This window comes from Chryseobacterium turcicum, assembly GCF_021010565.1.
Lineage (GTDB): Bacteria > Bacteroidota > Bacteroidia > Flavobacteriales > Weeksellaceae > Chryseobacterium > Chryseobacterium turcicum.
In genome coordinates this window covers 2,269,160-2,282,494 of sequence record NZ_JAJNAY010000001.1, presented here as the reverse complement: position 1 = coordinate 2,282,494, position 13,335 = coordinate 2,269,160, and the positions used below count along the sequence as shown (strand labels likewise).

General features: G+C 34.0%; 10 protein-coding genes. 3 read left to right on the top strand and 7 right to left on the bottom strand.

The features are described from left to right. Nucleotides 1-35: 35 nt before the first annotated feature. The gene (gene porQ / locus LO744_RS10400; RefSeq protein ID WP_230669198.1) at nucleotides 36-1,028 is read right to left on the bottom strand and encodes a type IX secretion system protein PorQ; all 993 of its coding nucleotides are present in this window, start codon (nucleotides 1,026-1,028) and stop codon (nucleotides 36-38) included. A 168-nt stretch (nucleotides 1,029-1,196) separates the two neighbouring features. Between porQ and pyrH the strand changes: the two genes are divergently transcribed. Beyond that, the gene (gene pyrH / locus LO744_RS10395; protein ID WP_230669197.1) at nucleotides 1,197-1,904 is read left to right on the top strand and encodes a UMP kinase; all 708 of its coding nucleotides are present in this window, start codon (nucleotides 1,197-1,199) and stop codon (nucleotides 1,902-1,904) included. Between the two features lie 108 nt (nucleotides 1,905-2,012). Next, nucleotides 2,013-2,567 (top strand): ribosome recycling factor, encoded by a 555-nt coding sequence (gene frr, locus LO744_RS10390; protein WP_230669196.1) that lies wholly within the window; start codon nucleotides 2,013-2,015, stop codon nucleotides 2,565-2,567. Between the two features lie 147 nt (nucleotides 2,568-2,714). Here frr and LO744_RS10385 read toward each other — a convergent pair whose 3' ends face one another. The 6 genes from LO744_RS10385 to LO744_RS10360 all read right to left on the bottom strand — a co-directional run bounded on the left by LO744_RS10385 (nucleotide 2,715) and on the right by LO744_RS10360 (nucleotide 9,598). Then, nucleotides 2,715-3,056: a hypothetical protein gene (locus tag LO744_RS10385; protein WP_230669195.1), complete on the bottom strand. Its 342-nt coding sequence runs from the start codon at nucleotides 3,054-3,056 to the stop codon at nucleotides 2,715-2,717. Nucleotides 3,057-3,099: 43 nt separating this feature from the next. Beyond that, on the bottom strand, nucleotides 3,100-3,801 hold the full coding sequence (locus LO744_RS10380) for a hypothetical protein (RefSeq protein ID WP_230669194.1): 702 nt from the start codon (nucleotides 3,799-3,801) through the stop codon (nucleotides 3,100-3,102). Between the two features lie 70 nt (nucleotides 3,802-3,871). Next, entirely contained in the window at nucleotides 3,872-4,660 is a 789-nt protein-coding gene (locus LO744_RS10375; protein WP_230669193.1) for a hypothetical protein, read from the bottom strand. A gap of 124 nt (nucleotides 4,661-4,784) precedes the next feature. Further along, nucleotides 4,785-6,239 carry an LptF/LptG family permease gene (locus LO744_RS10370; protein ID WP_230669192.1) on the bottom strand — a complete coding sequence of 485 codons (1,455 nt, stop codon included), beginning with the start codon at nucleotides 6,237-6,239 and terminating at the stop codon, nucleotides 4,785-4,787. Nucleotides 6,240-6,306: 67 nt separating this feature from the next. Further along, on the bottom strand, nucleotides 6,307-6,954 hold the full coding sequence (locus LO744_RS10365; protein WP_230669191.1) for a LolA family protein: 648 nt from the start codon (nucleotides 6,952-6,954) through the stop codon (nucleotides 6,307-6,309). Nucleotides 6,955-7,018: 64 nt separating this feature from the next. Further along, nucleotides 7,019-9,598 carry an FtsK/SpoIIIE family DNA translocase gene (locus LO744_RS10360; RefSeq protein WP_230669190.1) on the bottom strand — a complete coding sequence of 860 codons (2,580 nt, stop codon included), beginning with the start codon at nucleotides 9,596-9,598 and terminating at the stop codon, nucleotides 7,019-7,021. Between the two features lie 250 nt (nucleotides 9,599-9,848). On the opposite strand from LO744_RS10360, the gene ccsA reads away from it, so the two are divergent. Beyond that, entirely contained in the window at nucleotides 9,849-13,184 is a 3,336-nt protein-coding gene (gene ccsA, locus LO744_RS10355; RefSeq protein WP_230669189.1) for a cytochrome c biogenesis protein CcsA, read from the top strand. The last annotated feature ends 151 nt before the right edge of the window (nucleotides 13,185-13,335 follow it).

The following is a 13,335-nucleotide window of genomic DNA, read 5'->3' as shown; positions in this document are numbered from 1 at the left end:
AGTTTAAACCTGAATAATTTAAAATTAGATAAAATTTATTCTCCTCTACGTCCGCTTAAATCTACAGAAATCCCGATTTGATTGACATTGGAAGAGTTATGATATCTCACATGAGCATAATCTAAACGGAATTTTGAAATCTTAAGACCAAAACCTGCAGACAACCCAGTAAAGTTTCGTTGGTCAACAACAGCAAGCTCATTTCCTCTTCTTACATTGTAACCTAATCTGATATTGAATCCTTTTTCAGGGAAAAGCTCGGCACCTAAAGAAAAGTGGTCGGCAAGTTTTCTTCCGAAGCCAATTTCCTGTCCGTTAACATTATAATCAGAAGAAATATCAAATTTTTGTAAGTCGTGGGCTGTTATCGTAATTGCAAGAGGTATTGCTTTTAATATTTTGGTATATCCTAAATCTATTCTAAACGGAAGATTTTCTCTTTCGCCATTAAAAGATTTAAACTGATATCCGAAATTTCTAAGCACTACAGAAGCAACTTCTTTGCTTTGCTTGTTGTGATACGTTGCGGCTAAAGTCCCAGATAGGGCAGAAGAAGTATAGGTATCGATTTTTGAAGTGATAAAATTTAATCCTCCACCAATCGTCCAGTCTTCTTCAAACTGATAAGCATATCCTGCTCCTACAGCAACATCAGACGCTGAGAATTCTCCCATTTCAAAACCGCTTTCGTCAGTTCTGGGGATGTTTCCGTAGCCTAAATATCTCGCATTTACAGTCACCATATGCCCATTGTCTAAATCTTTAGCAAAAGCAAGTGTTCCGAATTTTGAGTCTGCCAGATAGGTAGAAGCATTTATCGAAAGTTGTTTATCTGAATCTTTATTAAGCAAAGCCGGGTTGGCAATAGCAAAAGATACATCGTAATCTCTAATGGTAATTGCATCACCACCTAAAGCAGCCTGTCTTGCAGAGACGGGAATATTTAAGAAAGAGTAAACGTTTGTTCCATTTTGAGCAAATGAAACAATTCCCGAAAGAAATAGTGAAAAAATTAGTACTTTCTTCAAATCAGTATTTAATTAATGCAAAAATAATCCTTTTTGCTACTTATCAAAATATTTAGGTCATTATTTATGTATAATATTTTTCTTTTTTACAATATTTTTAATGATTATATTTGCAAAGTTAATTTTCAAGGAAATTAATTCTTAAAAAACTATTATTTAAAATTAAAGATGAAATATAAAAGAATCCTTCTAAAACTGAGCGGTGAGGCACTAATGGGAAACAGACAATATGGTATTGATACCGAAAGGCTGATGGAATATGCTCAGGAAATCAAGAAAGTGGTTGACAGAGGCTGCGAAATTGCGATTGTAATTGGAGGAGGAAATATTTTCCGTGGTGTAGCAGGAGCTGCAAAAGGGATGGATAGAGTACAAGGCGATTATATGGGAATGCTTGCAACGGTAATCAACGGAATGGCTTTGCAAGGTGCTTTGGAAGATGCAGGAATTAAAACCAGACTACAATCTGCTATTGAAATGGATAAAGTGGCTGAACCCTTCATTAAAAGAAGAGCAGTAAGACATCTTGAAAAAGGTAGAGTCGTAATCTTCGGAGCTGGAACAGGAAATCCTTATTTCACCACTGATACTGCAGCAACATTAAGAGCTATCGAAATCGGAGCTGATGTGATTCTAAAAGGAACAAGAGTAGACGGTATCTACGACAGCGATCCTGAGAAAAACGAAAATGCAGTAAAATATAATTCTTTAACTTTCGAAGAAGTTTTTGAAAAAGACCTTAAAGTAATGGACATGACTGCCTTTACATTAAGCCATGAAAATAAATTACCGATTATTGTTTTTGATATGAATAAAGATGGTAATTTGGTGAAAATTGTAGATGGCGAAAATGTAGGAACTTTAGTCAATTTGTAACTAGGTAGGAGATAATAGGTTTTAGGAATCAGGTAAAAACAATTACTCATTACCCATTACTTATTATTTATATTATTAATGTGTAACTATTCAAATTTTATATATATAATGGAAGAATTAGATCTTATCGTAGAATCTGTAAAACATGATATGGAAGCGGCTATAAAGCACTTGGAGCATGCATTTCAAAGAATCAGAGCTGGGCGTGCATCTACGAACATGGTTCAGGATGTAATGGTAGAATATTATGGCGCTCCAACTCCTCTTAATCAAGTTGCTAACGTTTCTGTACCCGATGCGATGACCATCTCTATTCAACCTTGGGATAGAACTGCGATTGGAGCGATAGAAAAAGCAATTATCAATTCTAATTTAGGTTTTGCTCCGTCTAACAACGGTGAAAATATCATCTTAAATGTACCACCTTTAACGGAGGACAGAAGAAAAGATTTAGCAAAACAAGCTAAAGGAGAAGCAGAAGATACTAAAATTGTTGTAAGAAATGCAAGACAAAACGGTATTAAAGAACTGAAAAAACTGGAAGGTGTTTCTGAAGATTTAGTAAAAAATGTGGAAGCAACTATTCAGGAGCTTACCGACAAATATGTGAAATCTTGTGAAGACCACCTGAAGACAAAAGAAGCTGAAATTATGAAAGTATAATTTTCAGATTTTGAAAATATATAAAACAAGAGGATTCAGTGATGGATCCTCTTGTTTGTTTTTATAAAATACAATTTGAATAAAGATTTTGTTTTTTTTGAGTAAAGCAAAAAATATGGAAAATATAGAGTTTTCAAACTAATACCCTTACTCAAACTTTGTTTCAAAACCTGTTTTTAATGCTTTATTTTCCGACTTCGTTAATTTTTTCTTATGAATTTCTTCCCAAAGCTTAATCGCTTCGTCTAAAGATTCTATCCCCAAATGTTTCACTTTTGCACCCCAAAATAAAATAGCAAAATCTTTTTTATTATACAGAATATCACCAAAACGAATAAACGGAGCAGATGAGTATTTTTCTTCTATAGTTTTAGTAAAATCTAAACTACCACCAATACTTTCTTCCTTAATTGTTTTTTTAAGGTCTTCCTTTTGAGCAAAACAAAATGAAGCACAGAAAATTAAGGCTAACATAAATACATTTTTCATGATACATATTATTTTCAAATGATTAAAAGCAAATGTTGGCAGACTATTTTTTCACCTTTTTCCAGTCTCTGTCATATAGTTTTTTGAGTTCGTTTTTTGTTTCAGAACTGAAAATTTCTTTTGCCAATTCATTTGAATCAACGTTTACTTCAAAAGCAACAACTTCATCTTTATCGTCAAAAAGATTATTTTTATTACTGTCTTTTGATGCAGAGAAAACCACTTTATTGGTAGATTTTATATATTCCCAATTTTCCAGATTAAAATTATTTGGAGAAAGTTGTCTAAAATTTTCACCTTTTTTATTTGACACATACAGATATAAAGGGTCTTGATGATTCAAAAGTTTGTCTTTATTATAATCTAAACTTCTGGCTGTATAAAAAATATAATTTGTTTTATTAGTTGAAATTGTTTCTGCATCATTAAAATTCTCAATTAAAATTTTATCTTTTGTCAGTAAATAATAATTACTTGTTTTAGAGTTGTAAAACATGATGTTCCAAAATTCAGATTGGGGAATCTCTTTATAAGAAGAACTTCCATTTTCACTTCTGCTTTCGCCCATTTTAAGTGGAAACATCAAAACTCCACTACTGTCAATTTCTGAAAAATTAGTAGTTTGAACGTTCAGATTTTCAATGGGAGATTCTTGATTAATATTGCTTGAGCCTGCAACGCCTTCAGAATTCCCCGAGCAAGAAATTACTGAAATCGTTGATAGAATAAAAATAATTCTCTTCATATCTATTTTTAAAGTTTTATTAAAATAAAGAGAAAATACAAATGTATTTCCTCTTTATTTTAATAAAAACCTATTTACAATTTTCGTTGTAATCATAGATTACCTCATTCACAATAGAAAGATTATCGGACATTGCATTGTCGATTTCATTTTTGATGAGTTTCCCCAATCCTGATCTTTTCTTTTTATCTTCTTTTAAAGAACCGTATTCTCCACTTGTTACTTTTCCTTTTACAATAGGACAGTCTGCAACTATCATTTTTGCTTTTGCCACTGTCAGTTCTTCCGCTTTTCCACCTTTTTTAGAGTAAATATAAGACGGATTTACTCTCATTTTTCTAGTTTCTTCCTCTGCTACAGCAACCTGACCTCCCGCTGAAAAAGTTGTCGGATAACCGTACAATTTGTATACTTTAATCTTACCATCTGCCACTAACTCAGCAAACTGATTACTTTTTGTAAGGTTATTAAATGCTTTTAATCCTCCACTTAATCCTCCGTTCGATGTGTTGTAAGCTTCTTTTGTATTGGTATATTTTATAGATTCAAAATGTCTTTCGTTATTGTTATCAATTGCCATATAGCCTTTCAAATCATCCGTATCGAAGGTTTTGAATTTTTGTTTCTTCTTAGCATTGTCAATATCAGCAGAAGCAATGAATTTTACTTTCTTCTGATTAGTCCAGGGATTCATTTCATCACCTACCAACCTTACAATACCTTCAATTTTCTTTCCGCTTTTGTCGATGATATAGCCAGTTTTTTCGCCAACTCTCATTTCGTATTCAGTATTATCATCCTGAGCATATACATTCAATGAAACTAGGCTTAATAATCCAACAAGTAATAATTTCTTCATATAAATTTATTTAAATCCCCACAAAGATAATTTTTTATAATTAAATAAACTTAAATGATATTTTTTCAACATACTACAAAAAAAGATTCGGAAAACCTCCGAATCTTTAAGTATTTTTTTATGTTTATTGATAACGTTGATGTTCTTTTTGTTTGACGAATAACTTCGTGATTGGTTTAAACAAAGTTTTATACTTTTCAGAATCGAATAGCTGAGAGTCTGTTAAGGCTTTATAAGTCATTAAAATCCCAAAAGGAAATAAGATAATATTGGGAAGCCAAGCCGCAATATACGGGCTCATTTTTCCGGACCATGCTACGTTTTCAAAACCTACATTAATGACATAGAAAATAATAAATATTACAATCGCTATGATTACCGGAACGCCCATTCCTCCTTTTCGGATAATAGATCCTAAACTGGCACCAATCATAAAAAATATAATACATGTAAAAGAATAGGTAAGGATTCTCTGCTGGTAAATAACCACTTTGCTGAAATATTTTACACTAGGATCAATCTCTTTTTCTTTAGCATCTAAATTGGTTTTCAGATTATCCAACCTAGAATAAGCATTGGTAAGAATCTGTAGTTTCTTTTCTCCTTTTATGGTGTCTAATTTATACTGAGACTTTATAGGGGCTTTGGTTTTATTTTTATCCATATACGTAACTACAGAATTCGTTTGAGAAATAATGTCGTTACTGATATTATCTGCAGTTCTACTATTGTCTTTTTTAGCCTTATCAATTGTACCTAAAAGCTCAGTATACGTTTGAAAACGGTAGTCGTCTGTAATCTGTTCTTTTTCGATGGCTTTATCAATTAATTCGCTAATGTCAAAATGCGTGATCAAAGTATCAAATTTTGTTGCCTGATCAGGTTGCTTTAATCTTACATTATCTGCTTTTCCGGCATAATTGTCTTCAATTACACTTCCGTTATAAAGGATAAGCTTCATATATTTTCTATTCACAGCATTTGCAAATTTTCCTTTTTCGGCAACAATCGTCTGTTGATTTTCGTAATTACCTGCTTTTTTATGGATAAAAATACCTTCCAAATCTCTTCCATCTTCCCCTTTTATTTTGTCAAATTTAACCATGACACCAGGAATCTGATCAATAAACTGACCCGGCGTAAAGTTTAAGGCAGGTTTGGTTTGAGCAATATTAAATAGCATATTTTTCGCCTTCCGTTGAAAATCAGGAATAATATTATTAGAGAAAAAGTAGAGCATGACTGCTAAAACAGCGGTTACCCCCAAAAGCGGCAGCATCACACGCGTTAAAGATATTCCGGCAGCTTTCATGGCGGCCAATTCGTACCGTTCTCCCAGTTCCCCGAAAGACATGATACTTGCCAATAAAACTGTTAATGGCAACACCATACTTACTACACTTACTCCAAGATAGAAAAGGAGCTTCATGATCTGTAAAGTCGTCAAACCTTTACCCATAAACTGACCCAGCTGAATCCAGATAATGTTTACTATAAATATAAAAAACAGTACACTGAATATAAATAAAAACGGACCAAAAAAGGTCTTGATGATATATCGGTCTAAGATTTTAAACATTCGCCAAAATTAATAAAAAAGCCACAAAGTTTTCTTTGTGACTTTAAATTTTAATATTTATTTAGATTTATAATTCTGTAACAAGATAATTTTTAAATTTTGTCTTGTCAAAAACAAACATATTAGGGTCTAATTGTTGGTTTTCCTTGTATTCTTTAATTGCAATTACAGAGATATCTTTGTTGTTTCCGTATTGCTCTAGTTTCAGCATTTGCTTTTTGTCTGAGTCTACATAAAGATAAATATATTTTAATCCGTTTGCTTTTACAGGAGTTAGTTTAATTAAATCTGCACTCACACCATCTACCGTTTTTTTACCGCTGTAAGCAACATTATAATCTTTTCTGTAAGAAGTAAGATAATTGATAGGGGAGAACATCGTACTGTTTGCATTTGGCTTTGCCACGGTCACCTCCATGTCTTCGGTATTGATGTTGTAGATTTTATTTCCGTCAAAAATCTGTTCCGTTTCCATGATTTTCAACTTATACTTATCGCCTGCAGAATAATAAATTCCCGGCTCTGTTTTAGAAACAGTTCCGTTCATTCCGCTTCCGAAAGCAAATTTGAAGTATGAATTTTTCTTAGAATTATAATTTGCCGTAATATCATCTAATATTTTCTTTGCCTTGGCATCAATTTTTTGAGCCTGCACAAAACCAATACTTCCTACGACCAATGTTCCTACAACTATTTTTGATATTATTTTTTTCATTTTTAATTTTTCTATTATTTAGACTTTCATACAACCTGAAAGTTAAAGATTGTCTTTTTAAAATTTAATTTCGCAAATCTTCCAAAAACTGTTCCAAAGAATACAAATCACTAATCAGAACTTCTCTCGCTTTAGCACCATTAAACCCACCAACAATACCGCTTGCCTCCAACTGATCCATAATTCTTCCGGCTCTGTTATATCCTAATTTCAACTGTCTTTGAAGCATAGAAGTAGAACCCTGCTGTGTTGAAACGATAATTCTTGCTGCATCTTCAAATAAAGAATCTTTTTCGTTAGGATCAAAGGCTCCGACAGTACTTGTTGCTTCTTCAGAAACATATTCTGGAAGTAAGAACGCTGAAGCATACCCTTTTTGTTCCCCAATAAACTCAGCCAGTCTTTCAACTTCCGGAGTATCTACAAATGCACACTGAAGTCTTAAAATTTCATTTCCGTTAAAATAAAGCATATCTCCTTTTCCAATCAGCTGATCAGCTCCTGTAGAATCTAAAATCGTTCTTGAATCTACACTTGAAATTACCCTAAATGCAGCTCTTGCAGGGAAGTTAGCTTTAATCATCCCTGTAATTACATTTACAGACGGTCTTTGTGTTGCAACAATTAAGTGAATTCCCACCGCTCTTGCCAGTTGTGCTAATCTTGCGATAGGAAGCTCAACTTCTTTTCCGGCAGTCATAATTAAATCTGCAAACTCATCCACCACCAAAACAATGTAAGGTAAATAACGGTGTCCGTTTTCTGGGTTTAATTTTCTTTCAGTGAACTTTTTATTGTATTCTTTTAAATTTTTACAGAAAGCATTTTTAAGCAAATCATATCGCTGATCCATCTCAACACAGAGAGAATTTAGCGTATTAATCACTTTATTAGTATCCGTAATAATTGCATCATCAGAATCAGGAAGTTTTGCCAAGTAATGTCTTTCGATTTTTGAATATAAAGAAAGTTCAACCTTTTTAGGATCCACCATTACAAACTTCAGTTCACTCGGATGTTTTTTGTATAATAAAGAAGTAAGGATTGCATTAATACCTACAGATTTTCCTTGTCCGGTTGCTCCCGCCATCAAAAGGTGAGGCATTTTAGACAAATCTGCCATAAACACTTCATTAGAAATTGTTTTTCCAAAAACAACAGGTAAATCCATATCTGTATTTTGGAATTTCTGAGAAGCAATCACCGACCTCATAGAAACCATCGTAGGATTTTTTCTAGGAACTTCAATACCAATCGTTCCTTTTCCAGGCATTGGCGCTATAATTCTAATTCCTAAAGCTGAAAGATTCAAGGCAATGTCATCCTGCAATTTCTTAATCGAAGCCACTCTGATTCCCGCTTCAGGAACGATTTCATACAAAGTAACCGTGGGCCCGATGGTTGCTTTAATTTCAGCAATTCCAACGTTGAAATTTTTAAGAAGACCAACAATTTTATTTTTATTCTCTTCTAATTCTTCCTTATTAATTGAGATTTCTTCGTTTCCGTATTCCTTCAACAAATCTACGGGCGGCATTTGGAACTTAGCCAAATCTAGTCGGTGGTCATACAAACCATGTTTGTCTACCAAATCCTGTGACTGTTTATCTGCCTCATCAATAATATCAATGACCGGAGCAATTTCTACTTTCAATTTAATTTCTTCCGGTTCTGGGGTAGAAGTAGGAGCTGGAGTAGAAAAAGAAGATGCTGATGTTGAAAAATTTGTAACTGGAGCATCAAAAGCATCTTCAGGTTTTATCGTAGGACTGCTAGATGCTGTAGTAATATTTAAAGAGGGAGTAATCTCTTTATTTTCTTCAAAAGAAGTTTGATTAGGCGTGACGATCGTTTCAACTTCTGCGATTGACTGAGTTGGCTGATTTTCCGGAATAACCGTATTTTTTTTGGCCGTTACAGGGCTTTTTTTAGGACTTGCTACTTCGGTAACAGTAATATTTTTATCTTCTTCATCGTGTAATTCTTCTTCCAGTTCCTCATCGGCATCAAAATCCTGGTCAGAATTTGGCATCATTGATTTTACTTTTCCAATGGTATTTTCATTAATCATATTCAGCTTAGCTTTTATTGAGCTAGGTCTAAGATTAAATTCAAGAATGAAATACAACGCAATGCTTACCACTAAAACTACCCAAAGACCGGCAGTTCCAATAATCGCAGAAAGAGAATCCATAATCTGATACCCATACACACCGCTTAAAACACCGCCATTACCATTGCCTCTTGTAATCGCCCCCAATAAGATTGGCAACCAACAAATGAAAAAAAGTGAGTGCCCAAACGTCATCCAAGGTTTGAAGATTTTCTTCTTTAAAATCATTGTTCCTAAGACCACAAACAGAAAAGCAATGATAAACGAAGCAATACCAATACTTTCAAAAATAAAGATATTACCTAGCCAATCGCCGAGTTTTCCAAAAATATTTGATGATTTTATCGTCTTATCTAGTATTGTTCCGGCTTGGCTTTGGTCTGCCTTCCAATTCATTAAATAAGAAATAAATGACAGCGTTAATACTCCGGCGAACACAATAAGTGTAAGTCCGAAAAAAATACGTTGTTTTGATAAGATTTTGCTTGTTTCAGGCATTGCTGCTCGGTTTTTTTGTGATTTCTTTTCCATAATGTCAGTCTGCGCAAATTTAATGTTTTTTTTAGATTTTAAATATTTTTTAGGAGAAAACACGTTTGTTTTTTGATGTCATATTTAATGGCTAAAATCAAGGCTTATTTTTATGTTTTATTTAATAAAATAACGCTTATTAAGAACGTTTAAAAATAAGCTAAATCCCTTTTAACGTGACAAAAAACAGCTTTTTTTAGCCCTCTTTCGGTTTATCATCCTTATTTTTGCATGTCAAGTAAAAAATATCATGAAGAAGCTGCAGGATATAATTATCTCCACCAGAACAATGGCTGTTCTATTGCTGGTTTATGCATTTGCCATGGCATATGCAACGTTCCTAGAAAACGATTATGGAACTCCAACGGCAAAAGCCTTAATTTATGAAGCAAAATGGTTTGAACTCATTATGCTTCTCCTCATTATTAATTTTGTGGGAAATATCGGACGATACCGTCTCTGGAAAAGAGAAAAATGGCCCGTTTTGGTGTTTCACCTTTCATTTATCTTAATTTTCATTGGGGGTGCTATTACCAGATACATTAGTTTTGAAGGTCAAATGAGCATCAGAGAGGGCGAAACCTCAAACGAAATCGTTACCGATAAAAATTTCTTTAAAATTCAAATCGAAGATAAAGGAGATGTACTGAATTATCAGGATGTTCCTTATTTAATGTCTCCATTACACAAAGATTTTAAAGCAACTTATGATTTCCACGGAAAGCAAGTTAAGATAAAAACTTTGGATTATGTTCAAAGAAAAAAAGACAGTTTAGTTGCTGATAACAATGGGGCAGAATACCTTCATTTAGTATCGACTACAGAAACCGGAAGACAGAATATCTACATCAAATCTGGAGATACAAAATCTATCAACGGAACTTTGGTAACATTCAACAGAGCCATCGAAGGAGCTGTTGAATTTAAGCAGGAAAACGGACAGATGTTAATCAAAACTCCCGTTGACGCAACCTATATGACCATGGCAACTCAGGCAACAGGAAATACTGCGAAAGACCAGTATCAACCTTTAGTTTTGAGAAGTCTTTACAGCATTAACGAATTAAAATTAGTAGTTCCTGAAGGTCTTAGAAAAGGAAAGTTAATGGCTTTTGAAGGTGACAGAAAAAAAGACCAGAATGTTCCTGACGCGATGACAATAGAAATTGAAGGTCCGAAAACAAAACAAGTTGTAGAACTTTCTGTAGAAAGAGGAAATCCTAACGCTTACAAACAAGTAACCATGGATAACCTGAATATCATGGTTGGTTTTGGTCCTAAAATTTACACCACTCCTTTTGCTATAAAATTAGATGATTTCGTGATGGAAACTTATCCTGGAAGTTCATCTCCAAGTGCCTATGAAAGCCACATAAAAATTATAGACGAAGGAAAACAAACGCCTTATAAAATTTACATGAATAACGTTCTTAACTATAAAGGTTACCGCTTTTTCCAAGCGAGTTATACGCCAGACAGAATGGGAACTTTACTTTCTGTAAATCACGACTTTTGGGGAACTTTAATTTCTTATATTGGTTATGCATTCTTATTCGGAGGGATGTTTGTGATGTTCTTCTGGAAAGGAACCCACTTTTGGAAACTTAATAAAATGCTGAAAGACATCAACAAGAAAAGAGCGGCAACAGTAATTTTATTATTGTTAAGCTTAAGTTTGGGCGCTCAGAAAATTGAAACTCATGGTACTACAGACGGAAGCAGAGAACATGTACATGTAGAAGGCGATGGTCACACTCACGATGCAGCTCCTCAAGCAACTCAGCCACAAGGAAGTCATCAACAAAATTCTTTGGCAGCACCGTTAACGAAAATGAGAATGATTTCGCCAGACGAAATGATTGCCAGAAATAAAATTACCAAAGAACATGCAGACAAGTTTGGATATCTTTTGGTACAAAATTTTGAAGGTAGAATTGTTCCTATTAATACTCAGGCTTTAGATGTTTTAAGAAAGCTTTATAAAAGAGATAAATTTAAAGGAACTGACGGAAAATACTTAACGGCTGAACAGTGGTTCTTGTCTATTAACACAGATACACCAAGCTGGACAATGGTTCCGTTGATTAAAGTGGATGCAAAAGGAGGTGAGGAGCTTTTGAAAATTACAAAAGCTGATGCAGACGGATATACTTCTTTGATGAACCTTTTCCCTTCTGATGCCAACGGAAATCTTACTTATATCCTAGACGCAGAATACAATACGGCATTCCGTAAGAAACCGGCAGAGCAGTCTGAATACGACAAACAAGTTATCAAACTGAACGAAAGAGTTCAGATTTTTAATGAGTTTTTCAGCGGACAGTTTATGAGAATTGTTCCTGTAAAAAACGACCCGAATCATACTTGGCATTCTTGGTTAGACCAAAAAATGGAGCCGGATATGGAGTCTCAAAAAGTAATGGGACCTTACTTCGCAGAAGCACTTCAGGCACAAAAAACAGGAGACTGGAGCAAAGCTGATGCGGAACTAAAAAAGCTTTCAGATTATCAGCAAAAATGGGCGAAAGCAGTCGTGCCATCTGAAGCAAAAGTTAAGCTGGAAGTATTCATGAACAAAGCGGATATCAATTTCAAATTATTGATTTTCTATACTATTATTGGAAGTTTATTATTGATTTTAGGTTTTGTAGCATTATTTAAGCCTAATAAAACTCTTAATAAAATCATCAAAGGAATTATCTATGTAGGGATAGTAGGATATGTTTGTCATTTCTTCGGATTGATAGCAAGATGGTTTATTTCTGGTCACGCTCCTTGGAGTAACGGTTACGAAGCAATTATCTTCATTTCTTGGGTAGGGATTTCAGCAGGATTGATGTTCTATTTCGGATTTGGGAAACCAAGTTTAGGTAAAAAAGCATTAGAGTCTACAACAAAAAAGATTAAAAAAGAAAATACGTCAAACGCGTTAATTCCAGCTGCTGGATTTATGGTTGCGGTAATCATGATGGGATTTGCTCATGGAGGTTCTGCATTAGACCCACAAATTACGCCATTGGTTCCGGTTCTTAAATCTTATTGGCTAATTGTACACGTTGCGATTATTGTATCAAGTTATGGATTCTTTGCACTGTCAATGATTATTGCAGTAATTTCATTAGTATTCTATATTATTGCAGATAAAAATCTATTTAAAACCCACAATGATTCTACACTGAAAGAATTGGCAATTGTTTCTGAAATGTCTTTAACAATAGGTCTTTTTGCTCTTACTGTAGGAAACTTTTTAGGAGGTATCTGGGCAAATGAATCTTGGGGAAGATACTGGAGCTGGGATCCAAAAGAAACGTGGGCTTTTATCTCAATTATGGTGTACGCTTTTGTTTTACACATGAGATTGGTTCCAGGATTAAGAAGCAGATGGGCGGTACACGTTGCGACAATGTTTGCATTTTGCTCAATGGTAATGACGTATTTCGGAGTAAACTATTACTTAAGCGGACTTCACTCTTACGCAGCAGGTGACCCGGTTCCGGTTCCGGCTTGGGTATACATTGGTTTAGCAGTGATGTTCTTACTAGCACTAGTTTCTTACTTCAAATTTACTGCTCTTAAGAAAAAGTAAAACTCAATTTTAAATAAATAAAAAATCCCGAAAAATAATTTTCGGGATTTTTTTATGAAACAGAAAACCAAAAAATTAAGCAAAGTAAAAAACTACTCTTTCAAAAACAACAAAACTTATCAACCAAAATAACTAATAACTAATAACTAAT